The sequence below is a fragment of the Branchiibius sp. NY16-3462-2 genome, assembly GCF_001594145.1.
Taxonomy (GTDB): Bacteria; Actinomycetota; Actinomycetes; order Actinomycetales; family Dermatophilaceae; genus Branchiibius.
The window spans coordinates 1-26,013 of record NZ_LVCF01000004.1 but is presented as its reverse complement, the minus strand read 5'-3'; the positions used below and the strand labels follow the sequence as shown (position 1 = coordinate 26,013).

At 67.6% G+C, this 26,013-nt stretch carries 30 protein-coding genes; 24 read left to right on the top strand and 6 right to left on the bottom strand.

Going from position 1 to position 26,013, the window contains the following annotated elements:
• Positions 1 to 23 precede the first annotated feature (23 nt).
• The 17 genes from cpaB to AZH51_RS03635 all read left to right on the top strand — a co-directional run bounded on the left by cpaB (position 24) and on the right by AZH51_RS03635 (position 14,641).
• Complete coding sequence (gene cpaB, locus AZH51_RS03715) at positions 24 to 716, top strand: Flp pilus assembly protein CpaB (RefSeq protein WP_291521485.1); 693 nt, start codon at positions 24 to 26, stop codon at positions 714 to 716.
• Positions 713 to 2,251 (top strand): AAA family ATPase, encoded by a 1,539-nt coding sequence (locus AZH51_RS03710; RefSeq protein ID WP_291521484.1) that lies wholly within the window; start codon positions 713 to 715, stop codon positions 2,249 to 2,251. Before cpaB ends, AZH51_RS03710 begins: the two co-directional genes overlap by 4 nt.
• A complete protein-coding gene (locus tag AZH51_RS03705) occupies positions 2,248 to 2,598 on the top strand; it encodes a TadE/TadG family type IV pilus assembly protein (protein WP_291521482.1) in 351 nt (116 codons plus the stop codon). Before AZH51_RS03710 ends, AZH51_RS03705 begins: the two co-directional genes overlap by 4 nt.
• The gene (locus AZH51_RS03700) at positions 2,595 to 3,905 is read left to right on the top strand and encodes a CpaF family protein (protein WP_291521480.1); all 1,311 of its coding nucleotides are present in this window, start codon (positions 2,595 to 2,597) and stop codon (positions 3,903 to 3,905) included. Before AZH51_RS03705 ends, AZH51_RS03700 begins: the two co-directional genes overlap by 4 nt.
• A complete protein-coding gene (locus AZH51_RS03695) occupies positions 3,902 to 4,828 on the top strand; it encodes a type II secretion system F family protein (RefSeq protein WP_291521478.1) in 927 nt (308 codons plus the stop codon). Before AZH51_RS03700 ends, AZH51_RS03695 begins: the two co-directional genes overlap by 4 nt.
• Positions 4,825 to 5,736, top strand: coding sequence for a type II secretion system F family protein (locus AZH51_RS03690; protein WP_291521476.1), 912 nt, complete (start codon positions 4,825 to 4,827; stop codon positions 5,734 to 5,736). Before AZH51_RS03695 ends, AZH51_RS03690 begins: the two co-directional genes overlap by 4 nt.
• Positions 5,726 to 6,907: an ATP-binding protein gene (locus AZH51_RS03685; RefSeq protein ID WP_291521473.1), complete on the top strand. Its 1,182-nt coding sequence runs from the start codon at positions 5,726 to 5,728 to the stop codon at positions 6,905 to 6,907. Before AZH51_RS03690 ends, AZH51_RS03685 begins: the two co-directional genes overlap by 11 nt.
• The gene (locus tag AZH51_RS03680) at positions 6,904 to 7,611 is read left to right on the top strand and encodes a response regulator transcription factor (protein WP_291521471.1); all 708 of its coding nucleotides are present in this window, start codon (positions 6,904 to 6,906) and stop codon (positions 7,609 to 7,611) included. The genes AZH51_RS03685 and AZH51_RS03680 overlap by 4 nt, the downstream gene beginning before the upstream one ends.
• 91 nt (positions 7,612 to 7,702) lie before the next feature.
• A complete protein-coding gene (locus tag AZH51_RS03675) occupies positions 7,703 to 7,915 on the top strand; it encodes a hypothetical protein (protein WP_291521470.1) in 213 nt (70 codons plus the stop codon).
• A gap of 84 nt (positions 7,916 to 7,999) precedes the next feature.
• On the top strand, positions 8,000 to 8,653 hold the full coding sequence (locus tag AZH51_RS03670) for a pilus assembly protein TadG-related protein (protein ID WP_291521468.1): 654 nt from the start codon (positions 8,000 to 8,002) through the stop codon (positions 8,651 to 8,653).
• 96 nt (positions 8,654 to 8,749) lie between these two features.
• Positions 8,750 to 9,835, top strand: a complete 1,086-nt coding sequence (locus AZH51_RS03665; RefSeq protein ID WP_291521466.1) for an OmpA family protein — start codon at positions 8,750 to 8,752, stop codon at positions 9,833 to 9,835.
• Entirely contained in the window at positions 9,832 to 10,425 is a 594-nt protein-coding gene (locus AZH51_RS03660; RefSeq protein WP_291521464.1) for a hypothetical protein, read from the top strand. The genes AZH51_RS03665 and AZH51_RS03660 overlap by 4 nt, the downstream gene beginning before the upstream one ends.
• Before the next feature lie 7 nt (positions 10,426 to 10,432).
• Positions 10,433 to 11,518: an OmpA family protein gene (locus AZH51_RS03655; protein ID WP_291521462.1), complete on the top strand. Its 1,086-nt coding sequence runs from the start codon at positions 10,433 to 10,435 to the stop codon at positions 11,516 to 11,518.
• Entirely contained in the window at positions 11,515 to 12,096 is a 582-nt protein-coding gene (locus AZH51_RS03650; protein ID WP_291521460.1) for a hypothetical protein, read from the top strand. Before AZH51_RS03655 ends, AZH51_RS03650 begins: the two co-directional genes overlap by 4 nt.
• 88 nt (positions 12,097 to 12,184) lie before the next feature.
• Positions 12,185 to 13,630 carry a hypothetical protein gene (locus tag AZH51_RS03645; protein WP_291521458.1) on the top strand — a complete coding sequence of 482 codons (1,446 nt, stop codon included), beginning with the start codon at positions 12,185 to 12,187 and terminating at the stop codon, positions 13,628 to 13,630.
• Positions 13,630 to 14,166 carry a hypothetical protein gene (locus AZH51_RS03640; RefSeq protein WP_291521456.1) on the top strand — a complete coding sequence of 179 codons (537 nt, stop codon included), beginning with the start codon at positions 13,630 to 13,632 and terminating at the stop codon, positions 14,164 to 14,166. Before AZH51_RS03645 ends, AZH51_RS03640 begins: the two co-directional genes overlap by 1 nt.
• A 25-nt stretch (positions 14,167 to 14,191) precedes the next feature.
• The gene (locus AZH51_RS03635; RefSeq protein WP_291521454.1) at positions 14,192 to 14,641 is read left to right on the top strand and encodes a hypothetical protein; all 450 of its coding nucleotides are present in this window, start codon (positions 14,192 to 14,194) and stop codon (positions 14,639 to 14,641) included.
• A gap of 10 nt (positions 14,642 to 14,651) precedes the next feature.
• Here AZH51_RS03635 and AZH51_RS03630 read toward each other — a convergent pair whose 3' ends face one another.
• The 4 genes from AZH51_RS03630 to AZH51_RS03615 form a co-directional block, all read right to left on the bottom strand.
• A complete protein-coding gene (locus AZH51_RS03630) occupies positions 14,652 to 15,173 on the bottom strand; it encodes a hypothetical protein (protein WP_291521452.1) in 522 nt (173 codons plus the stop codon).
• 82 nt (positions 15,174 to 15,255) lie between these two features.
• Positions 15,256 to 16,341, bottom strand: a complete 1,086-nt coding sequence (locus AZH51_RS03625; RefSeq protein ID WP_291521450.1) for a serine hydrolase — start codon at positions 16,339 to 16,341, stop codon at positions 15,256 to 15,258.
• Positions 16,342 to 16,365: 24 nt separating this feature from the next.
• Positions 16,366 to 17,406 carry a 2-oxoglutarate and iron-dependent oxygenase domain-containing protein gene (locus AZH51_RS03620; RefSeq protein ID WP_291521448.1) on the bottom strand — a complete coding sequence of 347 codons (1,041 nt, stop codon included), beginning with the start codon at positions 17,404 to 17,406 and terminating at the stop codon, positions 16,366 to 16,368.
• A gap of 50 nt (positions 17,407 to 17,456) precedes the next feature.
• Positions 17,457 to 18,248 (bottom strand): IclR family transcriptional regulator, encoded by a 792-nt coding sequence (locus AZH51_RS03615; protein WP_291521446.1) that lies wholly within the window; start codon positions 18,246 to 18,248, stop codon positions 17,457 to 17,459.
• A 100-nt stretch (positions 18,249 to 18,348) separates the two neighbouring features.
• Here AZH51_RS03615 and AZH51_RS03610 point away from each other — a divergent pair, with 100 nt between their 5' ends.
• The 6 genes from AZH51_RS03610 (at position 18,349) to AZH51_RS03585 (ending at position 23,885) form a co-directional block, all read left to right on the top strand.
• The gene (locus AZH51_RS03610; protein WP_291521444.1) at positions 18,349 to 19,146 is read left to right on the top strand and encodes a TIM barrel protein; all 798 of its coding nucleotides are present in this window, start codon (positions 18,349 to 18,351) and stop codon (positions 19,144 to 19,146) included.
• 36 nt (positions 19,147 to 19,182) lie between these two features.
• Positions 19,183 to 20,073 carry a 2-hydroxy-3-oxopropionate reductase gene (locus AZH51_RS03605; RefSeq protein ID WP_291521442.1) on the top strand — a complete coding sequence of 297 codons (891 nt, stop codon included), beginning with the start codon at positions 19,183 to 19,185 and terminating at the stop codon, positions 20,071 to 20,073.
• Entirely contained in the window at positions 20,070 to 21,833 is a 1,764-nt protein-coding gene (gene gcl, locus AZH51_RS03600; RefSeq protein ID WP_291521441.1) for a glyoxylate carboligase, read from the top strand. Before AZH51_RS03605 ends, gcl begins: the two co-directional genes overlap by 4 nt.
• Before the next feature lie 5 nt (positions 21,834 to 21,838).
• The gene (locus AZH51_RS03595) at positions 21,839 to 22,954 is read left to right on the top strand and encodes a glycerate kinase (protein ID WP_291521439.1); all 1,116 of its coding nucleotides are present in this window, start codon (positions 21,839 to 21,841) and stop codon (positions 22,952 to 22,954) included.
• A 104-nt stretch (positions 22,955 to 23,058) separates the two neighbouring features.
• A complete protein-coding gene (locus tag AZH51_RS03590) occupies positions 23,059 to 23,352 on the top strand; it encodes a GNAT family N-acetyltransferase (RefSeq protein ID WP_291521437.1) in 294 nt (97 codons plus the stop codon).
• Positions 23,283 to 23,885 carry an AAA family ATPase gene (locus AZH51_RS03585; protein WP_291521435.1) on the top strand — a complete coding sequence of 201 codons (603 nt, stop codon included), beginning with the start codon at positions 23,283 to 23,285 and terminating at the stop codon, positions 23,883 to 23,885. Before AZH51_RS03590 ends, AZH51_RS03585 begins: the two co-directional genes overlap by 70 nt.
• A gap of 22 nt (positions 23,886 to 23,907) precedes the next feature.
• Here AZH51_RS03585 and AZH51_RS03580 read toward each other — a convergent pair whose 3' ends face one another.
• A complete protein-coding gene (locus AZH51_RS03580) occupies positions 23,908 to 24,270 on the bottom strand; it encodes a cupin domain-containing protein (protein WP_291521432.1) in 363 nt (120 codons plus the stop codon).
• Positions 24,271 to 24,289: 19 nt separating this feature from the next.
• Positions 24,290 to 24,586: a hypothetical protein gene (locus AZH51_RS03575; protein WP_291521431.1), complete on the bottom strand. Its 297-nt coding sequence runs from the start codon at positions 24,584 to 24,586 to the stop codon at positions 24,290 to 24,292.
• 236 nt (positions 24,587 to 24,822) lie between these two features.
• Between AZH51_RS03575 and AZH51_RS03570 the strand changes: the two genes are divergently transcribed.
• Positions 24,823 to 26,013: DUF222 domain-containing protein (locus AZH51_RS03570; RefSeq protein WP_291521428.1), on the top strand; the 1,191-nt coding region annotated here is incomplete at its 3' end.

Genomic DNA, 26,013 nt, shown 5'->3' with positions numbered 1-26,013 from the left:
AGCGACGCGGTCTCATTCTCGTCGTGATCTCAGCCATCGTGGCGATCGCGACCTTCTTCGTCGTGACCAGCTACGTGGCCTCGGTTAATACGCAGGTCGGCGACAAGGTCACCGTCTACCGGGCGACCGAGCCGATCGAGGCGTACACCCCCCTGAGCGCCAGCAATCTGCAGCCCGTCGAGGTCCCGGCCCGATGGACGTCGACATCGGCCGTCCTCACGATGTCGCAGTTGCAGGGCAGGCGGATCGGGTTCCGGATCAACGCCGGCAGCACGATCAGCTCGGACATGCTGATCCCCAGTTCGAGCCTCAACCGCGACGAGCGCGAGGTAGCCATCGATGTCAACCCCGTGACCGGTATCGCCGGGCGGGTGCGCCCAGGTGACCGCGTCGACATCTACGCGGTGTACGGCGACGTGCCCGGTCTGCCCAAGTCGGTGAAGGTGCTCACCCGTGACGTGCGGGTGGTCTCCATCGCCGGACAGCAGACCGTGACCAACCAGACCACCAGCGGCACCAGCCAGAGCCAGGTGATCCCGGTGACGCTGGCCCTGGTGCCCAAGGATGCGATGGCGGTGACCTACGCAGCCAACTTCGCCCAAGAGGTCCGGCTCATCGGCCTGCCGACCGACGTGGGTGCGCAGCGGGGCAACGAGATCAACGAATACGACGCCTCGCAGCTGGGCGGCAAAGCAGTCCCGGAGAGTGCGAAATGACAGACATCCTCATCGGTCTCGGCGACCAGAACCTGGTCGCGGACCTCACCGGCATCCTGCAGGAGATCGACAACGTCTCGATCAAGGCGATCGCCACGAGCAGCCAGGAACTGCTGGACCTCAGTCGCCGGATGCGACCCGACGTCGTCATCGCCTACCAGGAGATCGGGCAGGAACCGATCGCCGAGATCATCCGCGACCTCACGGCGCAGCGGGCCGATGTCGCCGTACTCGAGGTGTCTGACACCCGCACCCCCGCCACCGTCATCAAGGCGATGGAGGCCGGCGCCCGGGGCGTGATCGCGTACCCGTTCTCCTTCCCGGATGTGTCCAGCCGGCTCGAACTCGCCCAGGAGTGGATCTCCCACATCCGGCGGTTCCAGACCGGTGCGACCGCCGCCGGTCGCCAGCGCGGCACAGTGCTGTCGGTGGTCGGTGCCAAGGGTGGCGTCGGGACCACCACGATCGCCACGCACCTGGCTCTGGACCACGCGGCGAACCATCCCGACGCGAAGGTCTGTCTGGTGGACGTCGATGTCGAGAAGGGCGACGTGGGAGCGGTCCTCGACGTGCGCCAGTCCGTGTCGATCGCCGACGTCGCCAAGGTGGCGGAGGATCTGGGCACCCAGACCGTGATGGACGCGGTCATCCTGCACGAGACCGGTATCAGCGTCCTGCTCGCACCGGTCGATGTACGCGAGGCGGAGTTCGTCACCCCGGAGGCGCTCCAGGCGATCGTCGAGATCCTGCGGCGTGAGTTCGATGTCGTGATCCTGGACGGCGGCGGGCACGTCTCCCCCAGCCAAGCCGCCTGTGTGGAAGTCGCCGACGAAGTCCTCGTTGTCACCACCGCCGACGTCATGTCCGTACGCGCGATGCGCCGCCGGATGATGGCTTGGACCGCACTGGCCGTCGGCGACGAAGCCAACCTGCGGGTGCTGGTCAACAAGGTCGACAAGCAGAGCATTTTCCCCGCCTCAGCAGTGTCGCGCCTCACCACCGCGCGGGTCACTGAGGTACGGATCCCGCTGTCGACCCGGCTGCTCGAGGCCGCCCAGAACGAGCGGAACCCGCGGGCGATCACCGAGGTCGCCTGGTGGCGGTTGTTGTCCGGACTGCGCCGCGAAGTCGGTCTCGAACGGCCGTCCGCGCCGGCCGCCGCCCCGGCGCCGCCGCGCACCCGGCGCCGGAAGCGTGAAGCCGGGGCGATCTCGTTGGAGAACGCGGCGCTCATCCCCTTCGTGCTCATCCTCGCCGCGATCGCCTGGCAGTTGGCGGTCACCGGCCTGACCTTCATCTGGGCCGGTCACGCCACCAGCGCCGCCGCGCGGGAGTACGCAACGAGCCACCAGTCCTCCACCGCCCGGTCCGCGGCCGTCCAGGCCATCCCGGGCTCGTTCTCCTCGGGACTGAGCGTGGCCACCCCCAGCTCCCGGTCGATCTCGGTGACGGTCCGGATCCCGATGGGCTTCGGCAACCTGGTCGGGTTGCCCACCACCCTGACGACCAGCCGATCGGTGGTGGCCGAGCCGTGATCAACCACCGCAGGGCGAGAGAACGAGGTACGGCGGCCGTCGAGTTGGCCGGGCTCGTTCCGATCCTGCTGTTCGCCGCCCTGGTCGCTCTCCAACTAGGTGTCGTCGGGTGGGTGACCCTGTCCGCGGGCTGGGCCGCGAGGGACGCAGCCCGTGCAGCGACGCTCGGGCAGGATCCGGTGCAGGCCGCCCGGGGTGCCCTACCGGGCAGTCTTTCTGCCGAGTCCATCAGCGGGGGCGCCGCTGACCGCGCCCAGCGATACACCGTCCAGGTCCGCATACCCAGCCTGATCCTGATCGACCTGGGATCGGTTTCCCGTACCGCCGAGATGCCGGATATCAAATGAAACGTAGCTACGCCTCCTTTGCCGGCGCGCAGCCGGTCGGAGCGACCCGCGAGGATGACTCCCTGGTCGGCCGCTTTCGTGCCCTGCTGCTGGATGAAGTCGATCTCAACGCGCTGAGCAAACTGGACCCTGGGCAACGCCGGGCCCGGCTGGAGCGGGTGATCGCCCACCTCGTGTCGCGCGAGGGCGTGATCCTCAGTGCCAGCGAGCGCAACCAGCTCATCCGCCGCGTCGTCGACGAAGCCGTCGGGCTCGGTGTCCTTGAACCCATCCTCGCCGACCCCTCGATCAGCGAAATCATGATCAACGGGCACGAAACGATCTACGTCGAGCGACACGGGCGACTGGAGCGGTGGCCGGCCCCGTTCAGCAGCGAGGAGCAGTTGCTGCAGACCATCGACCGCATCGTGTCGACCGTCAACCGCCGCGTCGATGAGTCCAGCCCCATGGCCGATGCGCGCCTGCCTGCTGACACCCGGCTGCCCCGCGGCGCCCGGGTCAACGTGGTCCTTCCTCCCCTGGCCCTGAACGGACCGACAGTGACCATCCGGCTCTTCCCGGTCTCTCTTCCGCTGGGCCGGCTGATCGAGATGGGCACCCTGGACGCGCGCACCGCGGCGCTTCTGCGCGCCTGTGTCGAGGCGCGGCTCAACGTCGTCGTCTCTGGTGGAACCGGCTCGGGCAAGACGACCCTGCTGAACGCCATGTCGAGCTTCATCGACGGGCGTGAGCGGATCGTCACGATCGAGGACGCCGCCGAGCTCAGCCTGAACCAGCCACACACCATCCGGCTGGAGACCCGACCGGCGAACGTCGAAGGCCGGGGCGCAGTGTCGGTGCGCGACCTGGTGCGCAACTCGTTGCGGATGCGGCCCGATCGCATCATCGTGGGTGAATGCCGCGGTGGTGAAGCGCTGGACATGTTGCAGGCGATGAATACCGGTCACGAGGGCTCATTGACCACCGTGCACGCCAACTCCCCCGACGATGCACTCTCCAGGCTGGAAACCCTGGCGTCGATGAGCGATGTGGAAGTCCCGTTCCACGCCCTGCGCGACCAGGTCAACTCGGCCATCGACGTCATTGTCCAGTTGATGCGGTTCCCCGACGGCGCCCGGCGCGTGACCAACGTGTCGTTCGTCGCGAGCCGACGGCAGGAGCCGTTCGAGTTGAACGAGTTGCTCACCTGGGAGCCGGCCGACGGGCGCTCGCCCGGCCGGTTCGTGGCTGGCCCGCTGCCCGACCGACTACGCCAGCGTTTCACCAGCGGCGGGGTGAACTCCGGCGCGGGCTGGTGGACACCATGAGCGTCCTCCTGATCCTGGGTGGGTCCCTCGCCTCGATCTGCTTGTTCGCCCTGGGCATACGCGAATTCGCCGGGACCGCGGCCGCCCGCAGACGCGCCGTCATCGGCGCCGAGGGCGTCTCAGCCGCTGATCACGCCGAGGGCCTCATCGATGACGCCGATCGCCGACTCCGACAGACCCGCCTCGGGCGGTGGCTGGAAAGTGAGCTCGATCTGGCCGGCATCGACCGCAAGCCGGTGGTGGTGCTCCTGGCCGGCCTCGCGGTCGGCCTGGTCGCCACCTGGGCGGTCTGGAATTTCCTGGCGCCCGCCCTGGCCGTGTTCGGTCTGGTGGTCGGCGCGCTCGGGGTCCGGTGGTACCTGCGCCGTGGGCAGGCTCGACGCCGTGAGGCGTTCGTCGCCCAGTTGCCCGACCTGGCCCGCGTGCTCGCCAACGCCAGCTATGCCGGTCTGTCCTTACCCACCGCCATCGCCATCGCTGGCGATGAGTTGTCCGAGCCGGCCCGCACCGAGTTGTCCAGGGTCGCGACGCGGTTGAAGTTCGGCGCGCCCCTGCCGACCGCGTTGGAGGGCCTGCGCACCCGGGTCGGTTCCCGCGAGGCCGGCGTGCTCATCTCGACCCTGGTGGTGGCGTCGCGCAGTGGCGGATCACTGGTCACCGCGTTGCGCAACATTGCCGACACCTTGGAGCAGCGCAAGGAGACGCGGCGCGAGATCCGCACCACCCTGGCCCAGTCCGTCGCGACTGCCTACATGGTCATCGTCATCGGAGCGGGGTCGCTGCTCTTACTGAACTTCATCGAGCCGGGAACGGTGCAACGGATGACCACCTCGCTCCTGGGCCAGGTCGCGCTCGTCGTCGCTGCCCTACTCTTCGGCGGCGGATATCTGCTCATCCGACACATGACCAGGATCGACTCGTGAGCTGGCTGGTCGGCGCGGTGCCCGGCCTGGTGGCGATGGTCGCAGTCGTCGTCTTCGCCCGCGGCTACCGGATGCTGCGTTCGGACCCCGCGATGGATCTGGGGACCGATGAGATCGCGCTGCTTCGCGGCGCCGAGCAGCAGCGGTCCAAGGGCCAGAGCGCGCTGGCGTCCCTGTCCTACCGGTTCGTGCCGCTGTTACGGCGGATCCTTCCGGACCCCGCCCTGCGCTGGCTGCAACGGCAGGTCGACTCCGCCGGCCGACCCGACGGACTCGACGTCGACTCGATGCTGGCCCGCACCGCGCAGTGGTCGCTCATCATCAGTCCCGCCTTCGTCATCTTCTTGCTGAAGGGCAACCTGCTCTTCCTCATCCTGTGCGTCCTCGCCGTCACCATCCTGCCCCTGGCTCGATTGTCGGGACTGGCCCGCAAACGCCGTGAGCGCATCGACGCCGATCTGCCCGACTTCCTCGACGTACTGTCGGTCACGGTCACCGCGGGGATCGGCTTCCGCGCCGCGTTGGCGACCGTGGCTGACCGGTTCGGCGGCCCGCTCGGTGAGGAGATCCAGCTCACCCTCCGTCAGATCGACAACGGGGCAACGGTGCGGGCCGCCTTCGTCGGGTTGCGCGCCCGGGCCAACTCCGAGGCGGTGGAGGATTTCGTCACGGCGTACCTGCAGGCCGAGGAACTCGGCGCCCCACTGGTCGACACGCTCACCCACATCGCCGACGACATGCGCAAAGCCCACGCCCAACGTCTGCGGCAGAAGGCGGCTCGCGTCGAACCGCGGGTGACGCTCATCGTCACGATGGTCATGGTCCCGGGCATCCTGATCATCTTTCTGGTCGGTTTGTATTTCGCCATCGGCGGCGATCAGCTCAAGGGGCTGTTCGGTGGGAATTAGCGAAACCGCGGGCATCAACCGGGTCGCCCTCAAGGTGACCCAGGCAGCGTTCGTCGTCCGGCTCATCGCGATCGGCACGGCGCTGCTGGCGTCGTTCGGGCGCCCGCTCGACGCCGCTGCGCTCGCCGGTTGTGTTGTGGCGGGACTGACCAGTTACCTGGGCCTGACCCGCCCGGATCTGTTGGCGGCCGTCACCCGCCACCCCTCGATCGCGCTGGTCGATGTCCTACTCATCGCTTCCGCGACCGCCCTCGGCGGCCCGATCAGCCCGTTCGTACTGGCCGTCCTCACAACGGCCGTGCTCCTCGGACTGTGGATCGAGCTCGGTGCCGGCCTGATCGTCATCGCCACCCTGATCAGCGTGTACGCCGTCGGCATCTACAGCCGGGGACTGTCCGGTGATGACCACCTCATGACCATCGTCGTCGTGCCGTTCGTCTATCTCATGCTGTGGTACCTCGGTCTGACGTTGCGCCGGGCGCTGGACCAGCAGGACCGCAATGAGCGGACCCTTCGCGATGCTGTAGCAACTGCCGCCGCATCCGAGGAACGGGCCCTCGTGGGCCGGCAGCTGCACGATTCGGTCGCCAAGACCGTCCAGGGCATCGTGATGTCGGCCAGCGCCCTTCCGGTGTACCTCGCGCGCGACCCCGATCGGGCCGTAGACGTCGCGGCCGACGTCCAGGAGATGGCCGGGACAGCCGTGCACGAGATCCGGCAGATCATGGGCAATCTGCGTGCCCGGACCTCCGAGCAGCCCCTGGGCGAAGCGGCCCGGCACGTGGTCGCGACCTGGCAGGTGCACACCGGACGGACCGCTCACGTCGAGATCGACCCCGAGCTGGACACCCGGGACGAGGCAATTCGTTACGAGCTGCTCGTCATCCTCCAGGAGGCATTGGACAACGTGCACAAACATGCGGGCAGCACGGCAGAGGCCACGGTCAGATTGAGCATCGATGCCGACGACTGCGTGCTGGTGGTCACCGACAACGGCCGCGGAGTCGATCCGATCCAGGTCGAACGGGCGGCTCGAGCCGGTCACCAGGGGGTCAAGGGGCTGCACGAACGCATGGCTCGCATCGGCGGCCGCGTGCTGTGGCACAGCGCGCCCGGCGAGGGCACGACGCTCACCTGCACCGTCCATCCCCAGGGGTTGATCGAGGTATGACAACCACTCAGACCACACTCGGCGTACTCATCGTCGATGACAGCCCGGTGGTGCGAGCGGGCCTGCGCGCCCTGATCGGCACCGAACCGGACCTCGCGGTGGTCGCGGAGGCGAGCAATGGCGACGAAGCGATCCGCCAGGCGGCCGCGGCACGACCAGACGTGGTGCTGCTCGATGTCCGGATGCCACGGCGTGACGGGCTGTCCGTCGTGGCCGACCTCGCCGCCGGTTCCGCCGTCCTGATGCTGACGTTCACCGATGACGCCGCTGTGATCAGCCAGGCGCTCAGTGCGGGCGCCGTGGGGTATCTGGTTCACGGCACGTTCGACGCCTCTGCCCTGTCCCACATGATCCGCGGCGCCGCCGCCGGCATCGGCGCCTTCTCCGGGCCCGCTCTGGCAGCCTTGCGAACCACGGCGGCCATCGAGAGCCCGTCCGGGCTGCGCGACGGCAACCACACCCTCAGCCCGCGGCAGGTGGAGGTGATGGACCTGGTGGCGGAGGGCCGGTCCAACTCCGACATCGCCAAGCATCTGTTCGTCGCCGAGAAGACGGTGAAGAACCACATCAACCAGATCTTCGCCGCGCTGTGCGTCACGACGCGCGCGGAGGCGATCGCAGCCTGGGTGGGTCTCGTGCGACCACCGAACTTGGGCCCGTCGTTGGGCCCACGGACCCTGCGGCCCGGTTCGCCAAATCCGTAAATTCTTGGTTGTCGCCAAGGGGGCTCCTGGAGCCCGAAGGTGAAGCAACACAAGGGCTCCCGGCCGCAACCTCAAGTTCAAGGAGATCGAAATGCAGAACTTCCTCGCCGCTCGCATGATGGTCACGCTGCACGTGCTGAAGGCTCGCTACACCGACCGCGAGCGTGGCGCCTCCGCACTCGAATACGTCGGCATGGTGATCCTGGCCGCACTCCTGGTGGTCGCCATCATCAGCGCCATCAACCCCGCCAACATCAGGAGCACGGTCAGCGACAAGGTGAACGAGATCCTCACCGCGTCCTAAATGCGTCTCACCACACGTTGTGCGGGGAGTGGCCGGCGGCCACTCCCCGCACAGTCGCGTCACCGGTCAGGAGTCAGTGGGCAGATGCGCAGCGGCGAACGCGGCCAGGCAGTGACGGCGGTGGTGGTTGCGGTCACCCTCCTCCTGCTCGGTGTGGGCTTCCTGGCCTTCGTCAAATACGACAAAGCAACGGATCAGGCCAGCAACCTACAGACCGCCGCTGACGCGACCGCGCTCGCAGCGGCGCAACAGATCGCCAAGGACGCGCCCTCGGCGATCATCGACGCGCTCCTGCGCGGACGCGGCCTGTCCGGGCTCGGCCAGGACGCCGCCAACGACTTCGCCGGCCGCGGCGGTGCCAGCGTTATCTCCTACCACTACTACCCCGACTCCGACCGTGTCGAAGTGACCGTTCAGAGCCAGCGCAAACTGGAGTCCGGGCGACAGGAGACCCGCTCCGCGGTCGCACGCACCGGAATGCGACTCGGACCCTGCCGACTGCCCGATGCACCGACCCCCACTCCCACGCCGACACCCCCGCCGGCACCGTCCCCGTCGTCCTCGACGTCCGGTGCGGCCACACCGTCACCGACCACTTCGACCCCACCACCGGACACCGACGCGGTGGCGACCTGCGGAGATGTGCAGATCCCGATCACCTTCCCGGGCGACGGTGATCCGGTGCAGGCCCATCCGGGTCGGGTGGTGTTTCATTTCGAGCCGCGGTTGAGCAACTGACCGATGGCCAGAACGATTCGTGCAGCGAACCTCGGCTATGGTCGACAACCGTTGCCTGAAGACCGCATTCCTATCGATCCAGCAGGAGAACCGCTCGTGACTACCAGGCGTGTCAGACGACTTGCGGCCGTGGTCTGCGCTGCCACCGTCGCTACGGGATGGTGGGTCGCACCCGCCCGGGCCGTCGACGACACAGCGATCCCGGTCCTGGGCCAGGCGATCAGCCGGGGCACGATCAATCCCCAGTCCCCGGAAGCGGTCCTCACTGTGCACGGGGTGCGCCGGATCCCCGGTGGCACAGCGGTGTACTTCTCCGCCGGATTCCCCGCCGGGACCGCGGACCCGTCGACGTTGAACTATTCGCTGTCCCTGGTCGACCAGTTCCGCAAGTATGCTGCGTCCGGTCGCAACTCGGCGCGTGACGATCTGGGCATCGTCGCTGCCGTCGACCAGTCGGGAAAAAAGGTCTACAGCGCCCTGCTGGCTAGCGGCAACCGGTGTGTGTGCTCGCACGGCAGCGTGCTGGAGCACGCCAAAAGCGACTCCGCGGGAACCGCATTCGTCATGTACGTCGTGCTGCCGCAGCTGCCGTCGTCGGTGAAGAACCTCGACGTGGTGATCGGCGACAAAGTGATCCCCGACGTCCCGGTGCAGGACGGGGCAATGACGCCCACCGTGTCTGCTGATGAGCCCATCGCGCTCGGCAAGGGCTGGCCGGCCATCGACCAGAGCGCCCTGAGCAGCGTGACCGACCCGAACACCTCGATCTACGCCCTGACCCAACAAGTCACCTCCGGACAGCTGACGACGCGCACCAAGTCCGACACCACATCGGTCGACATCGCCTCCGATGTGTTGTTCGCCGTCGATAGCGCCGCACTCTCTCCCGCGGCCAACGCCACCTTGGCCAAGGCCGCCGCCGGGCTGAAGGCCGACCGGATCACAGGAACGGTCAACGTGATCGGCTACACCGACTCCGATAACACCGAGGCGCACAACCTCGATCTGTCCAAGCGCCGCGCCCAGGCCGTGGTCACCGCCCTCCAGCCGATGGTTCCCGCCGGGATCACGCTCGTCGCCCAGGGCAAGGGCGAAGCGGACCCGGTCGCCAGCAACGACACCGACGCCGGTAAGGCGCTCAACCGGCGGGTCTCCCTCTCGTTCAAGGGGGCCGGCCAGTGACCCGGTCCGTCCAGCAAGCCCTTCGTGGCACCGCGCTCCTGGCGCTGGCCGCGAGCCTCAGCCTGACTGCGTGCACCGGCGGTGGCGGCACGAACGATCCCACCTCCGCACCCACTGGTAACGGCACGAGCACCACCAGCCAAGGAACGGGGTCGGCCACCCCCACCGCCACCGTGCCGCCGGATTTGCTCAACTACAAGATCGACAAGGTCGCGGCTACCGCCAAAAGCACGGCATTCCTCAGCAACCACGCCGAGGCCACATTGTCGGTCGCCTCGATCAGAGCCACCCCCGACACCACCGTGCTCACCTTCTGGGTAACTACTGGCACGCCGTGGGCCTCGCCGATCTCCTCCAGCCGCCCGGAGACCTGGCCCGGCCTCATCGACGCCGGCACCAAGAACAGGTACGGGGTCAACACCTTCACCGGCGTCCAGAAGGGAACCTTCTGCGTCTGCACCGACGTCAACATGATCGAACCCACCCGCCGCGTGCTGACCGCGCAATACCCGCCGCTGCCCGCCGGCCTGTCGCAGGTCACCTTCCGTCTCTCCGGATTCCCCGACCTCACGGTTCCCCTCACCCGCTGAGCAACGTATGAGAACCTCCACCCGCCGCATCGCTGCTGCCGCTGTGGCGGTGGTGACCGCTTCGTTAGGCCTGACGGACACAGCCACCGCCGCCGATGAGAACACCGTGCCGGTCCTGGGTCAGGTGCAGGTCGGGTATGCCGGGTCCACGACGACGCCGCAAGGGGTGGTGACCGTGCACGGGGTGCGGCGGATCCAGGGCGGGACCGCGGTGTACTTCTCCATCGGTTTCCCGGCCGGCACCCAAGGTGCTGACTCCTTCAACCTGGGCTCCATCATCTACTCCGCCGCCGACCTCTCGGCGAAGGGAAAGGGCACGGACCAACTCACCAACGCCGGGGTGGTGGACTCGGCAGGGAAGAAGCTCTACGTCACCCTGCTCGGTTCGGATGACCGGTGCGTGTGCTCGCAGGGGGACTTTGGCAGCCACGTGGACGACGACAACGCGGGCAAGGCGTACGCGTTCTACTACGTGGTCCCGACCCTGCCCTCCAGCGTCTCCACGGTGGACGTGAACATCGCCGGCAGCATCATCCCCAACGTTTCCGTCCAGGACGGGGCCATGACGCCCACCCGGCCAGCGGACAAACCCATTGTGGTGGGCACCGGATGGCCGGCCATCGACCAGCCCGCGTTGGCCAAGGTGACCAACACCAACCAGTCGATCCTGCCCCTGACCCAGGCCGTCAGCGACCTCAGCGGCCAGATCACCGACCGCACCCAATCGGACACCAAGTCCGTTGACATCGCCTCCGACATCCTGTTCGCCGTCGACAGCGCCGCACTCACTCCCGCAGCCAACGCCACCCTTGCCAAAGCCGCCTCCGCCCTGAAGGCCGACGGGGTCACCGGCACCGTCAACGTGATCGGCTACACCGACTCCGACAACACCGAGGCACACAACCTGGACCTGTCCAAACGCCGCGCCCAAGCCGTCGTGGCCGCGCTCACGCCGATGGTTCCCACCGGGATCACCCTGGTCGCCCAGGGCAAGGGCGAAGCCGACCCGGTCGCCAGCAACGACAGCGCAGCAGGCAAGGCACTCAACCGGCGCGTCTCGTTGTCGTTCGCGAACCCAGGAGGTGCCCAGTGAAACGCTCCTCCGCGCGACTCAGCGCCGTGACCACCCTGCTCGCAGCCCTGACCCTGACCGGGTGCACCGGCAGCGACCCCAAACAAACCAGCAGTCCCGCTCCGCCGACCTCCTCCAGCGCAACCGGGAGCGCGACACCGGGTGCTGGCGCCACGATGCCCCCGGACATGTTGAATTTCCAGAACAAATCCATCGCCCAGGCCACCAGCAGCACCTTCCTGAAGAACGGCAAACAAGCGACCGTGTTCATCTCCTCGGTCCGCACCGGCGCCAAATCCACCGTGCTGACCTTCTGGTTCACCGCACCCCAGGGCGGGGACTCTCCCCTGGCACCGAATCTGTCCACCACGTGGCCGACCCTCGTCGACACGGCTGGCAAGAAGGCGTACATCGTCACCATGTTCTCGGCGTACCGCTTCGGCAGCAGAACACCCGAATGCGTCTGCACGCCCCCCAGCACCGTCAGCCCCCAACCCAGGGTCATGACCGCCGCCTACCCCGCCCTACCAGCCAACCTCACCGACATCACCGTGCGCCTCAAGGGCTTCACCGACCTCAAGGTCCCGATTACCCGCTGACCGAGGCGTCCCGAGCTGCCCGATTTGGGCCCGGGTTTGGGCCCGGCGACCCGGGTGCTGAGCACCGTCACGGACATACGGTCCACGCGTGACCAGGCGGAGCGCGGCTGAGCGAGGGGTATCCAGCCTCGAGTACATCGGTGCGATCGTGCTCGCCGCGATGCTGGTCGCGGCCGTCGTGCTGGCAGTGACCAAGGACAACTCGGTCAAAGTGGCCATGTGCAAGGCCGTCAACAGCATCCTGCGCAGCGACGGCACGTGTGGACCGGCACCCTCCGGGGGAAAGACCGACAAGGACTTCCAGCCTGATAAGTGCAAGTTCAACGAAAAGGGCCAGTCGTACAACTCGAAGGTCAAGATCTTCTTCATCGAGATCGGGGACAACGCCGGTCTGGTCGAGACCGTCTACAGTGACGGTTCCGTGGAGCTGACCGCCACCGACGGCGGCAGCGTCGGGGCCACCGGCGGCGTCGGAGCGGACGCGACGTTCGGCAAACTCGAAGCGGGCGCCAAGGTCAATTTCGGGGCCGGCCTGGAGTTCGACTACGGGTCCACGTGGAGCTTCAGCGGTCCCGACGGGAAGAAGAAAGCGGAGGAGTTCCGGACGGGTCTGGAGCACTATCTCGCCGACCAGGCCGCCATGGAGAACAGCCCCGGGTATGCCATCTACTGTGCGTTCGGCGGCTGCGCGGACCCGCCGAGGGACCCGGACTCGCAGATGACCAACATCAAACTCACCGGCGATGTCTCCGGCGAGTTGGGGATCAGCCTGACCAATAAAACGGGAACCGGCGAGAACAAAACCGGTGAGTCCGTCCCCGCCTCCCAGGTCGTTGGCAAGATCGGCCTCAACTCACAGTGGGCCGTCAACACCGACAACCTGACCGGGGACACGACGTACACCACCTCCCTGGGCATCGACGCCAGCGTGGGGTCGCAGCTGTGGACTGCCACGTGGGGCACCCAGGGCGCCGCCGACGTGACGATGGCGATCACCAAGAACAAGGACGGCAAGGTGGTGGGTCTGAAGTTCGTGAGCACCACCGAGGGCGGGATCTCCGGCGGATCGTCGGCATCCGGTGACACCCAGAACGGCAAGAAGAGCGGCGGCGACGGCAGCATCCTGACCAGCACCGACAAGACGAAGGCCACCGTCATCACAACTGATCTGTCCATCGACGCGAATGACACAGCGGCACAGCAGACCATCACCAACTGGCTGGGCGGTGACACGAACTACTCGTGGGCCGGCGCCATCGCCGCGGGCGGGATCGACCCGTCGTACGCCGATCCGAAGGACCCGTTCCAACAGCTCATGCACGACCGCGCCAGAGTCAGCGCCGTAACCTATGACAACGTGAAGGACACGACAGCGTTCGGGTTGAACGTCAAGGTTGGCGTCGCGTTGGGCTTCGACTTCAGCTTGGAAGACTCTGAGTCACAGGCAACCGCGGCCTCCTACTTGGGAGCACCCGACTCCTCCGGGAAGCGCGAGCCGGTTGCCTACTCCGATTGCGTCACAGGGGGCAACTGATGCGCATCACCGCCGCAACTGCTGCGCTGGCTGTGTGTGGCGTGCTCTTCACGAGTGCGTGCAGTTCGTCGACGACCGGGCCCGAACCCGGTGGGGGTGGGCAGGTGGAGTACGTCGAGGTCACCGAGGGTCACTTGATCTTCCAAGTGCCGCAGAGCTGGAAGAAGTCGAGCGACGCCAGCAAGCCGTTCACCGTGAGGTACTCGGGTGATGGCATGCAACTGCAGGCCGCCGGTGAACTGGGTGACGACAGTGGCGCCTACACCGCGCTGGCCCGGCTCGACCTTCCGGCGACGGTCGGCCTCAGCGGTTACCAGCCGGGGACCACCAATCGCATCACCGTCAACGGCGCGCACGACGCAGTGGCCCGCGAATTCACCTACACCGACGGCTCCAGCACCAAACACGGGGTATGGATCGTCGCGACCCAGTGGCCGTATCCGAAGTCGGCGGCCCTGACCATCACCGGTACGCAGGTGGATCCCGATGTGGCCTCCCACATCCAGGAGAACCTGCAGTTCAAGACCTACCACTGAGCTTCCCCGCCACCCAGGAGGACCGATGAACGCTGACCGAACCGAACCTTCCGCTGGGTCTGTCCTGCTGCGGGGCTTCTGCATGATGGCGGTGGGCTTCCTTGCCCCGGCCTTGTTGCTACCCAGAGTCGCGCGACCGTTCCTGAGCGGAGCCGACGGCACCGCCAGCACGTCGCCCCTGGTGGTCCTCGCGGTCGCCACCTGCCTGGCGTACGGCGTTGCCGGCCTGGCGAACGGCCTGCTGTTCCGCCTCGGGTGGCGCCCTGCCCTTGTCGCTTCCGCAGCGGCCAGCCTGCTCACCCTGGCTCTCGGCGCCGTCGCCGCCGTCCATCGCGGGGTCGAGCTCAACGTCCCGTTGCAACTGTTCTGGGCTGCTCTGAGCTGCGTCGTTCTGTGTGCTGGCGCCCTGCTCGGTGCCTGGGTGCGCGGTCAACTGGAGACCCGTCGTGCCCGCACACAGGCCTGGTCGCTCTAGCGCGGCCCCGTCAGGTCTTTTTCTTGTCCTTCTTCTCATCGAGCATGCTGCCGAGGTAGCCGCCGATCGCGCCACCGAGAACTCCTCCGGCGACGCCGCCCAGGATCGTGCCGATCGCCGCACCGATCCCGGCCAGTTGCTGACCGTGGCTCATCCGGGCAACACCCACCACGGACCCACCGTCTTCGCCGGGGCTGACCTGGAAGCTGCCGAGCCCCGCCCCGGCGATGACCACGGCCACCGGACTGACCGCCGGATCCGCCGCGATCTTGTCGTAGATCGCCTGCACCGCGAAGTAGGCCGCCGCCGGATCGTGTTTGGGTTCGCCCGCCTCCTGCACCCGTCGGAAGATGTCGAGCAGTTGTTCGGACTCCCCGCTGGTCAGCAGCTCGGCATCGATCAGCCGGTCCAGGATCATTGAGTGCTCCAGGAGCAGATCTCCATCGGCCGCGTCCATGATGCGCCGGGTCTCGGTCCGCATCGCGTGCATCAGATCGCTCATCCCGATCACGCCGGTCAGTGCTGTTTCCATCTCCGTACCTCCTGCTGTGCGGCCGCCGCGGGGGTACGGCGGTCACGAATGAGGAGGCAGCACAGCGCACTGCACGGACATCTCACCCGGCTGCTTGCCAGGCCACCTGCACCACGTCGGCCGTCGCGATCGTGTCCGGAAGGGCTTGCGGAAGCAGCGGCCCGACCGTTCCGTGCAGCCGGGTTGCGGCCGCGGCGACCACCAGAGGCTCGTCGAGCGCGAACCCGAGGTAGCTGCCGGTGAAACCCGGGTGTTCCAAAGCCACCCCGCCGCCGGGCAGGATCCGTCGGCGGAAGCCAACAGCCTGAGCCGGATTCACCGGCGAGGGTCGGGCGAAACGGGCGAGCACCGACCCAGGCACGAACCCCGAGCGCAGCGCCGATCCCAGCGTCACCAGGTCATCAATGGACGCGAACAGGCCAGCGTGCGCGGCGACTCCCCCAAAGGCATGGGTCGCGTTCCCGTCCGCGACCTCGCCGCGCACGACACCGGTGCGCCATCCGCCATAATCATTGGGCCCGAACGGAACTGGGTGCGGTGTACCGGTCGCCAGCATGGCGTACTCGTACCCGTCGCTGTCAGCCGACGCTGCCGCGAGTGCCGGATCCAGCGGGCCGAACCGCGCCGCCAACCCCAGTGGCCCGGCGACCCGCTCGGCGAAGGCGACCTCCAGTGACTGCCCGATCACCGCTGAGACCACGGCCCCTGCCAGCAGAACGCCGAGGTCGGAATAGTCGAATCGCGTGCCCGGCTCGGCGGCCAGCGGCAGCGCGCAGATGGTCGCGATCGGATCGTCCGGCACGCAGTAGAGCGGCCACCAGGCCTTGAGTCCCGCTGTGTGCGTGAGCAATTGCTCGACCGTGATCTGCGGATGCGGGAAGGCCGGCAGGTACGACGCGACCGGGGCTTCCAGCGACAACTCGCCCGCGGCGACCAGTTGCATCGAAAGCGTCGTCGTCACAGCCAGTTTCGTGACCGAGGCCAGATCGAAGAGCACCTCGCGCCACATCGGAACACCCGGGTCGCTCTCCGTTGGCAGGAGCGCCCAGCCGCCCCAAGCGACCTCCCGTTGGTCACCGCGTTGGACACCGATCGCCGTACCTGCCGGGTGCGTCCCGGCCGACCCGAGCGCAAGGATCCGATCGACGTACGGCGACAAGGAGTTCACGTGTCCGCTCGCCCTGCCCACGGGCTAGGCCAGGGTCGCTGTCACCCGGGCGTTCTCCCGCTGCGCGGCCACGTTGCGCACGCCGGCCCGCGAACCGGCCAACTTGGCGCGGATGTGCTCATCAACGGTGACGTCGTCGTACAGCCGCGGCCGATCCGCCGACACGAACGAATCCCACGGTCCCACAACGGCTTCCGCGTCGGCATCGAAGAAGTAGGCAGCCGAGCGCCGCCGCTCGATGGTGCCGTTGACGATCGGCGGTTTGACCCGGTGCAGGGTGGAGAGCCACTGCTCGTTGGTGAGGCGGGTCGTCAGGTCACCCAGGTTGATCAGCAGCGCGCCGTCGGCCGGGCTGACGTCGTGCCAGCTGCCGTCGTGCAGCACCTGCAGCCCCTTGACCTGGTCGGCCCACAGCAACGTGACGATGCCGTAGTCGGTGTGCTCGCCCATCCCGATCAGATCCTCGTCGACCTCGACGTTGGTCCCGGACGGCAGCGCGTAGTTGTTCATCCGCAGCACCTCGATCGGATGCTGCGCCAACGCCGCGAGCGATCCCGGTGCCAACGACAGCGCGTCTTCGAAGATCGCGACCATGGTCCGGGCGACCCGCGCTACCTCGTCGCGCCAGGCATCGACCCGCTCCTGGAAACCCGGGACGGCTGGCCAGGTGTTCTCGGCGTAGTGACCGTCCTGCAACTGATCGCCCGGGTAGTCAGACGCACTGGACCCCACATTGAACGCCTCGAAGAAGTCCTTCATCCGCTTCTCCGACTGCACCCCCAGGCTCAGCGCCAGCGTCTCCGATTTCGGGGGCGTATAGCCCCGGTTCTCAGCGGCGGGACGGATCCACTGTTTCTTGTCCGGCAACGGCAGCCCGAAGAAGTCGTCCATCGCCGAGGCCAATCCGGCCGCCGTTTGCGGCGGGATCCCGTGGCCGACGATCTGGATGAATCCGACGGAGCGACAAGCCGCGTCGATCTGCTGGGCCACGAGGGCGCGCTGCTCGGGGGTGCCGTCCCCGACGTACGCCGAGATGTCGACGGTAGGGACCTCGAACTGGCTCATGGGAAACTCCGCAGCCGTGGGATTGGGACTGCCCACCATTGAACACCCGCTCAGCCGACGAAACCGACCTGGCCGGCGCTGCTGGGGAACCGGTCGCGCAGCCGCTCAGCGACCTGCATGAGCACGGGCGCGATCTGCGGCACCTTTTCTTCGGTCACGCGGCTGTTGGGGCCGGAGATCGACACGGCGGCGGGGAACGGCAGGCCGCGGACCGCAGCCGCGACACACCGCACGCCCGGCTCCTGCTCCCCGTCGTCGACGGCGTACCCGCGCTCCCGGATCTGCTCGATGTCGGCCATCATCGCCTCGGGCGAGGTAATGGTGTGCGCCGTGATGGCGGGCATCCGGGTTCGCTTGAGCAGCGCGAGGATCCGATCGTCGGGCAGCTCGGCGAGCATCGCCTTGCCGACGCCGGTGCAGTGCGGCGACACCGCGCGGCCGACCTCGGTGAACATCCGCATCGTGTGCGGGGAGGGCGCCTGGCCGACGTAGATCGCCAGATCGCCCTGCAGGATGGCCAGGTTGGCGGTCTCTTCGAACTGCTCGACCAGACCGCCGAGTTCGCCGTGTGCCCAGACGTCCAGGCCGCGACTGGCCGACTGGCCGAGGCGGATCAGCCGCAGCCCGAGTGCGTAGCGGCGTGAATTGTCCTGTCGCACATAGCCTTCGTTGCTCAGGAAGCGCAGCAGTCGGTGGATCGTCGGCAGCGGGATGTCGCTCATCTCCGCTAGTTCGGAGATGCCGACCGGGCGTCCGGCATCGGCGAGGTGCTCCAACAGGCCGAAGGCACGATCCAGCGACTGGACCCGTTCGCTGGCCTTAGGCCCGTCGTTTTCCGTCATGCGGAAGACAGTAGCCGATATCTAACCCTTGACGTGCGGTGAGTCACGTCTTAGTGTTCCGTAATACAGAAACTTGTTTCCGTATTACGGAAGGTTGCTCATGTCTCTCCGCTACGCAGTCAACTGCTCCCTGCTCTTCACGGAGGTGCCGCTCCTGCAGCGCCCGCAGGCCGCCGCCGACGCCGGTTTCTCCGCCGTCGAGTTCTGGTGGCCCTGGCCGGACCAACCGGTGCCCGCCGACCAGGACGTCGATGCCTTCGTGAGCGCAGTCCGCGACGCCGGGGTGCAACTGATCGGGCTGAACTTCTGGGCCGCTGACCTCACCGGTCCGGACTGCGGCGTGGTGTCCCAGCCCGGGCGCGAGCAGGACTTCCGGGACAACGTGGCCGTGGTTGCCTCGATCGCCTCGCAGCTCGACGTGCCGGCGTTCAACGCGCTCTACGGCAACCGCCTCGAGGGCGTGGACCCCGCCGAGCAGGACGCCGTGGCCACCGACAACCTGAGGTACGCCGCGAAGACCGTCGGTGCCGATCGCACCGTGCTTGTCGAGATGGTCAGCGGACCCAAGCCCTACCCGCTGCGCACGGCCGCGGACGTGGCCGGCGTACTCGACCGGGTCGGGGAGCCGAACGTGCGGATGCTCTTCGACATCTTCCACCTGGCCAACAACGGCGACGACGTCTCCGCAGGCATCGACACGTACGCCGATCGCATCGCCCACGTGCAGGTCGCCGACCTGCCGGGCCGGCACGAGCCGGGCAGCGGCGAACTGCCCATCGCCGACCACCTCGCACACCTCGAACGCGCCGGGTACGACGGCCGGGTGGCGCTGGAGTACATCCCCGCCACCGACACCGCCGACAGCCTGACCTGGTTGCCGCGCGAACAGCGCAGCTGACCACGCACCGCCGAAAACCCTTAGGAGCCAGTAGTTATGAGCACGATCGCATTCATCGGCCTGGGCATCATGGGTGCCCCGATGGCCGGACACCTGGTCGACGCCGGACACACCGTTGTCGGCTACAACCGCAGCCAGCCTGCCATCGACGCTCTCGTCGCCCGCGGCGGGAAGGGCGCGTCCAGCGTTGCCGACGCCGTGGCCGAGGCCGAGGTCGTCATCACGATGGTCCCGGACTCCCCCGACGTGCTCGGCGTGGCGCTCGGTGAGGAGGGCATCTACGCGAACGCCAAGCCGGGCACGCTGCACATCGACATGTCAACGATCCGCCCGGACGTCGCCGTCGAGTTGGCGCAGGCGGGCGCCGAGCGCGGGATTCGCGTCATCGACGCACCCGTGAGCGGTGGCGAGGCCGGCGCGAAGGAAGCGGTCCTGTCGATCATGGTCGGGGGCGCGGACGACGACGTCGCGGCCGCCACGCCGTACCTGGAAGTGGTCGGCAAGACCATCGTGCACGTGGGGCCGGCTGGCTCAGGTCAGACCGTCAAGGCCGCCAACCAGCTGATCGTCGCGGGCAACTACGAGCTGGTCGCCGAGGCCATCGTGTTGCTGCGCGCGTACGGCGTGGACGCAGAAGCGGGGCTCAAGGCGTTGGCCGGTGGGCTGGCCGGGAGCACCGTGCTGGACCGCAAGGGCGCCAGCATGCTGGCCGGTGACTTCACCCCCGGCTTCCGGATCGACCTGCACCACAAGGACATGGGCATCATCCTGGAGTCCGCGCGGGCCAAGGGTGTTGCCATCCCGCTGGGGGCGGCGACCGCCCAGCTGATCGGTTCGCTGCGGGCGCAGGGCGACGGTTCGCTGGACCACTCCGCGCTGCTGCGTGGCGTCGAGCGCTTGTCCGGGCAGGAGGTGTCGGGCTCATGACGAAGATGCGAGCCGTCGACGCGGCAGTGAAGATCCTCGAACTCGAGGGCGCGACAACGGCGTTCGGGCTGCCGGGTGCCGCGATCAACCCGTTCTACGATGCGATGCGTGAGCACGGCGGGATCAAGCACATCCTGGCCCGGCACGTCGAGGGCGCCTCGCACATGGCGGAGGGTTTCACCCGCGCCGCCGCGGGCAACATCGGCGTCTGCATCGGCACCTCCGGGCCGGCGGGCACCGACATGATCACGGGTCTCTACTCGGCCAGCGCCGACTCGATCCCGATCCTGTGCATCACCGGCCAGGCGCCGGTGGCGCGGCTGCACAAGGAGGACTTCCAGGCGGTGGACATCGCCTCGATTGCCGCCCCGGTGACGAAGGCAGCCACGACCGTCCTCGAACCCGCCCAGGTGCCAGGCGTTTTCCAGCAGGCCTTCCATCTGATGCGCTCTGGTCGTCCCGGTCCGGTGCTGATCGACCTGCCGTTCGACGTGCAGATGGCGGAGATCGATTTCGACCCGGACACCTACACTCCGCTGCCGGTCTACAAACCGGCGGCCACCCGGGCGCAGATCGACCACGCGCTGGCGATGCTGGCGAAGGCGGAGCGTCCGGTGATCGTTGCCGGCGGCGGGATCATCAACGCCGACGCCTCGTCCCTCCTGGTGTCCTTCGCTGAGGCCGCGAACATCCCGGTCATCCCGACGCTGATGGGTTGGGGCGCGATCCCCGACGACCACCCGTTGATGGCGGGCATGGCCGGCCTGCAGACCTCGCAGCGCTACGGCAACGCGACCCTGCTGGAGTCCGACTTCGTCCTGGGCATCGGCAACCGATGGGCCAACCGGCACACTGGCGGCTTGGACACCTACACCGCGGGGCGCACGTTCGTGCACGTGGACATCGAACCCACCCAGATCGGAAGGGTTTTCGCGCCCGACTACGGCATCGTGTCCGACGCCGGGGCTGCCCTGTCGCTGTTCGTGGAGGCGGCGCGGGAGCGGGAGTTCCCCGACTGGGACGTGTGGGTCAAGGACTGCCAGCAGCGCAAGCACACGCTGCAGCGAAGCACCCACTTCGACTCGATTCCGATCAAACCGCAGCGGGTCTACGAAGAGATGAACCGGGCCTTCGACCGTGACACGGTCTACGTGTCGACGATCGGGCTGTCGCAGATCGCCGGCGGGCAGTTCCTGCACGTCTACGGACCGCGGCACTGGATCAACGCCGGACAGGCCGGTCCGCTGGGCTGGACGATGCCCGCCGCGCTCGGCGTTGCCACTGCGCGGCCGGATGCACCGGTCGTGGCGCTCTCGGGTGACTACGACTTCCAGTTCATGCTGGAGGAACTCGCGGTCGGCGCGCAGTTCAACATCCCCTACGTGCACGTCCTGGTCAACAACGCCTACCTCGGCCTGATCCGGCAGAGTCAGCGCGGCTTCTCGATGGACTACCACGTGCAACTGTCCTTCGAGAACATCAACGCCCCCGAGCTTGGTGGCTACGGTGTCGACCACCTGAAAGTCGTTGAGGGACTGGGCTGCCGGGGCATCCGGGTGCAGGACCCTGAGGAGTTGCCGCAGGCCTTTGCGGACGCGCAGAAGCTCGCCCAGGACCTGCGGGTGCCGGTCGTGGTCGAGGTGATCCTGGAACGCGTCACCAACATCGCGATGGGCACCGAGCTCGACAACGTGGTCGAGTTCGAGGACCTGGCGGCCGTCGGTACCGATGCGCCGACCGCGATCAGTCTGCTGGACTAGCAGACATGAGAATCGTCGTCGCCCCCGACAAGTTCAAGGGGTCGCTGTCGGCCTCCGGGGTCGCGGCGGCGCTTGCCTCAGGACTGCAGTCGGCGCTGCCGTCGGCGGAGATCGTGCTGCTGCCGATCGCCGACGGCGGTGACGGCACCGTTGCTGCCGCCGTCGCGGCTGGCTTCACCGAACACCAGGTAACCGTCGACGGTCCCGTCGGCGACCCGGTGTCTGCTCCGTTCGCGGTCAACGGCGACCGCGCGGTGGTGGAGTTGGCCGCGGCGTGCGGACTCTCGTTGCTGCCCGGTGGACGGCTGGCACCCATGACCGCCTCGACGTACGGCCTGGGGCAGGTCATCGACGCCGCTCTCGCGACCGGAGCCCGCGAGATCGTCGTCGGCCTGGGCGGCAGCGCCTCGACCGACGGGGGTGCCGGCATGCTCGCCGCCCTGGGTGCACAGCTGCTGGATGCTTCCGGTACGCCGATCGCCCGGGGTGGCGCCGGGTTGTTCACTCTCGCTTCGGTGTCGTTGGATCCCGTGCGGCAACGCCTCGATGGAGCAACAGTGGTTGTGGCGTCTGACGTCACGAACCCGTTGCTCGGATCGGACGGTGCTGCAGCGGTTTTCGGACCGCAGAAGGGCGCGTCACCCAGTGAGGTGGCGGCACTGGACGATGCGCTGGGACGGTGGGCCGACGTACTCGCACCGGTCGTCGGCACCGACTTCCGGGACGTTCCGGGGGCTGGCGCGGCCGGGGGTGCCGGTTTCGGTGCGCTGACCGGTCTCGGTGCGCGCCTCGAACCGGGAATCGATCTGATCCTGTCGCTGCTCGATTTCGATGCCGCAGTGGCCGGGGCGGACCTGGTGATCACCGGAGAGGGGTCGTTGGACGAGCAGTCGTTGGCGGGCAAGGCACCCGTGGGGGTGTCCACCGCGGCCGGACGGCACGGCGTTCCCGTGGTGGCGGTGGCCGGGCGGTCGTTGCTTTCTTCGGAACGTCTCGCGGACGCGGGAATCACTGCGGCGTGGACTCTTTCGGACCTCGAACCCTCGGCGGAACAGTCAATGGCGAACGCGCAGTCATTGTTGGAGCAGGTGGGCCGGCAGATCGGTGCGCAGTACCGCTGACCCGCCCTCCGCCTCGCCCTTCGCCCGGTTTGTGCGTCGATTGCCCACCACACCACGATTCGTGGGCCAGCCGGTCCCAAGGTCGACACGGTTAGTCTCGTTGCATGACCGATGTCGTGATCACGGATAACCCAGCCGAGAACCGCTACGAGGCGCACATCGATGGTGCGCTAGCGGGCTTCGCCGTCTACCAGCTGACGGACGACCTCATCGTCTTCACGCACACCGAGGTGCAGCCCGAGTTCGAGGGGCACGGCGTGGCCTCGACACTGGCGCGCGAGTCTCTGGCCGACGTACGGGCCAAGGGGCAGCGCAAGGTGATGCCGCTGTGCCCGTTCTACAAGTCGTACATGTCCAAGCACCGCGAGGATTACGCGGACCTGATCTACGGCTCGTGAGGCGCAGCAGAGTTCACGTCATGGGGGCCAGTGGTTCGGGGACGACCACCCTGGCCCGGGCGCTGGCGAACTACTGGTCGGTGCCACACGCCGACGCCGATGACTACTTCTGGCTGCCCAGCGACCCGCCCTACATCACGAAGCGACCAGAAGCCGACCGGTGCACATTGATGCGGCAGATGTTCGTCCCGCGCGAAGCCTGGGTGCTCTCCGGATCGATGATGGGGTGGGGTGAGGAGATCGTCGACGAGTGCGACGCCATCGTGTTCCTGACCCTCGACCCTTCTGCCAGACTGCGGCGTCTCGAAGCACGTGAGGTGCATCGGCGGGCCGGCCGACCGTTCGATGCCGACGCCTGGGCGGAGTTCCTCGACTGGGCGAAGGGCTACGACGATCCAGCGTTCGAGGGACGAAGCCTCGTCGGGCACGGGAAGTGGCTGGCCGAGCGCCGCCAGCCGGTCCTCCGCCTCGACAGCGCGGCCGACCAGCAGGCGCTTGTCGACCAGGTGCTGCAGTGGGAGCCCGATCGCTGACCGGGCAGCGGTGGTCCAGCGTTCAGATCTTCTCGACGACTGCGGTGAGTTCGCCGCCCGCGTCACCGGTGTTGACGACGCCGGCCGGCTCCAGCAACAGCGCCTTCACCTCGTCGTCGGCGCGGGGGCAGTGCTCCACTCCGCGCGGGACGACGAACAGCTGGCCCGGCCCGAGTTCGACGTCCCCGTCGCGCAGCTGGATGGTGAGCCGGCCCTCGATCACCACGAACAGCTCGTCGGTGTCCTCGTGCGTGTGCCAGACGAAGTCGCCTTTGATACGAACGACTTTCACGTCGTAATCGTTCAGGGTCGCCACCAGCTTCGGTGACCAGTGCTCGCTGAACAGATCGAACTTCTCGGCAAGGTCGACGACTGGTCCGCTCATGCCGTCAAGTATGCCGCTCTTACTTGTCAGCGACGAGATACGTGACCCCGGCTGCGACAGCAGTGACAGTCAACACCGACGGCCATGCGCCCAGCTTCTTGGCCAACGGGTGGGAGGCGCCGAACGCCGTCACGTAGAGGGCGCTGAGCCCGACCGTCGTCGCAATGCCCTTGTGAGACAGCCATTCTCGTCCTGCCGCGATGCCGGCGGCGGCAAGGACCGCACCACCCAGGGGACGTACGCCGCTTGCCCGGGCCACGCCGTACCCGCCGATCAGACCGGCGGCAACGAAAGGTGATGTGGGGTAGGTAGCCATGCCCTCACGGTAAGCGGTGGGTCGCGTTGACCCGGCGGCGGCCTGTGGATAGTGCGGCGGACGGTTGAGTTGTCCACACAACCGGTTTCTCCCGTGGTGGTTGTCGGTGCTGGTCGATAGGTTTTCTTCATCCGCACACGCGGTGGATCGGGCGACCTGGGGAGGTGGCGCTGCACATGAGAATAGCTGAATCATTCAGTGCTGCAACCGGTTCCAGCGTTGCCGACGTCTCATCGGTGTTTTCACCCGATGACGTGATCGCCGAGTTGATCGGTGCGGTGCACACGGCGCTGGACCGACTCGTCGCGTTCGACGCGTGGGATCAGGTCTCGCAGGCTGTGGCGCTGACCGCCTCGGGTCGGTTGGGTTCGGCGAAGGCCCGGATCGATGCAGCGTTGGTGTCTTCGGCAGATCGGCTTCGAGCGATTGCGGTCGACGCTGGAACCTCACCTGGATCGGTCGGACCGATGCTGGCGCAGCAATTCGGTGGGGATCGCCGCGAAGGCAACGCCCTCGTCCAGTTGGGTCAGCAACTGGCGGACGCACACGCGACGGGTGACTCGCTGGCCGCGGGGCAGGTGTCGAAGGAGCAAGCCCGCATCATTGCCCGCGGCCTGTCCGCGCTGCCGCCGTCGGTGTCCGACACGGACCGCGCGCGGGCTGAGCGTGAGTTGCTCGCGGACGCGCCGAAGATGCCCCTTCCCGATCTGGCCCGGCGGGCGACCCGGATGCGGGAGGCATTCGAATCCGTGCATGACGCGGACGCCCACGAGAACGACCAGTTGGTGGCTCGGGAGCAGTCCGCATGGGAGCAGACGGCGTTCTGGATGAAGGAGTTCAAACCCGGCCTCTTCAAGGGCGGGTTCCTCCTCCCGGAGGCTCAGGCCCGGATGCTGCAGACCTCCCTGGAGGCCATCAGTGCGCCGCGCCGACTCCACCTCATGAACGCCGACCCGACGAGCTCACGGGCCGGAAGCGGCGGCCCGGTTGCCAGTCCCCCGGACTGGGCGATCGGCGACGGAGCGACAGCGGCACCACCGCCGCCCGACCCGGGCACGGCCAATCAGGGCTGGGCCCGGACGACGAAGCAGGTCGAGGCCGAAATCGACGCGGCCGATGCTGCCGACGCGGGCGGCGCGCCGATGGACAAGTCGCATCGTGAGGGTCGGGCGTTGGCCCAGCTGTGTGAGCACCTGCCAATCGACAAACTTCCGGGCGCTGGTGGTGTCTCGGCGATCCTGACGGTCAACTTCGACTACGAGACACTGGCGCAGGGAGTGCGCGCCGCCACGTTGTCCACCGGCAGCTTCAAAGGGTCAGCGCAACACCCTGATTTGAAATGGGTGATGTGGATGTCCCGGCTTGGACCGTTGCGTGGTGACCAGCGCCGATTTTGGCGGCAGATCGCCGAGGGCAAGGAGACGGTG

What these genes read in the sequence shown, in the direction of transcription:
- AZH51_RS03710 (WP_291521484.1), top strand. Translation starts at nt 713, where the DNA reads ATGACAGACATCCTCATCGGTCTCGGCGACCAGAACCTGGTCGCGGAC.
- AZH51_RS03700 (WP_291521480.1), top strand. Translation starts at nt 2,595, where the DNA reads ATGAAACGTAGCTACGCCTCCTTTGCCGGCGCGCAGCCGGTCGGAGCG.
- AZH51_RS03695 (WP_291521478.1), top strand. Translation starts at nt 3,902, where the DNA reads ATGAGCGTCCTCCTGATCCTGGGTGGGTCCCTCGCCTCGATCTGCTTG.
- AZH51_RS03680 (WP_291521471.1), top strand. Translation starts at nt 6,904, where the DNA reads ATGACAACCACTCAGACCACACTCGGCGTACTCATCGTCGATGACAGC.
- AZH51_RS03675 (WP_291521470.1), top strand. Translation starts at nt 7,703, where the DNA reads ATGCAGAACTTCCTCGCCGCTCGCATGATGGTCACGCTGCACGTGCTG.
- AZH51_RS03670 (WP_291521468.1), top strand. Translation starts at nt 8,000, where the DNA reads ATGCGCAGCGGCGAACGCGGCCAGGCAGTGACGGCGGTGGTGGTTGCG.
- AZH51_RS03655 (WP_291521462.1), top strand. Translation starts at nt 10,433, where the DNA reads ATGAGAACCTCCACCCGCCGCATCGCTGCTGCCGCTGTGGCGGTGGTG.
- AZH51_RS03640 (WP_291521456.1), top strand. Translation starts at nt 13,630, where the DNA reads ATGCGCATCACCGCCGCAACTGCTGCGCTGGCTGTGTGTGGCGTGCTC.
- AZH51_RS03635 (WP_291521454.1), top strand. Translation starts at nt 14,192, where the DNA reads ATGAACGCTGACCGAACCGAACCTTCCGCTGGGTCTGTCCTGCTGCGG.
- AZH51_RS03630 (WP_291521452.1), bottom strand. Translation starts at nt 15,173, where the DNA reads ATGGAAACAGCACTGACCGGCGTGATCGGGATGAGCGATCTGATGCAC.
- AZH51_RS03620 (WP_291521448.1), bottom strand. Translation starts at nt 17,406, where the DNA reads ATGAGCCAGTTCGAGGTCCCTACCGTCGACATCTCGGCGTACGTCGGG.
- AZH51_RS03615 (WP_291521446.1), bottom strand. Translation starts at nt 18,248, where the DNA reads ATGACGGAAAACGACGGGCCTAAGGCCAGCGAACGGGTCCAGTCGCTG.
- AZH51_RS03610 (WP_291521444.1), top strand. Translation starts at nt 18,349, where the DNA reads ATGTCTCTCCGCTACGCAGTCAACTGCTCCCTGCTCTTCACGGAGGTG.
- AZH51_RS03605 (WP_291521442.1), top strand. Translation starts at nt 19,183, where the DNA reads ATGAGCACGATCGCATTCATCGGCCTGGGCATCATGGGTGCCCCGATG.
- gcl (WP_291521441.1), top strand. Translation starts at nt 20,070, where the DNA reads ATGACGAAGATGCGAGCCGTCGACGCGGCAGTGAAGATCCTCGAACTC.
- AZH51_RS03595 (WP_291521439.1), top strand. Translation starts at nt 21,839, where the DNA reads ATGAGAATCGTCGTCGCCCCCGACAAGTTCAAGGGGTCGCTGTCGGCC.
- AZH51_RS03590 (WP_291521437.1), top strand. Translation starts at nt 23,059, where the DNA reads ATGACCGATGTCGTGATCACGGATAACCCAGCCGAGAACCGCTACGAG.
- AZH51_RS03580 (WP_291521432.1), bottom strand. Translation starts at nt 24,270, where the DNA reads ATGAGCGGACCAGTCGTCGACCTTGCCGAGAAGTTCGATCTGTTCAGC.
- AZH51_RS03575 (WP_291521431.1), bottom strand. Translation starts at nt 24,586, where the DNA reads ATGGCTACCTACCCCACATCACCTTTCGTTGCCGCCGGTCTGATCGGC.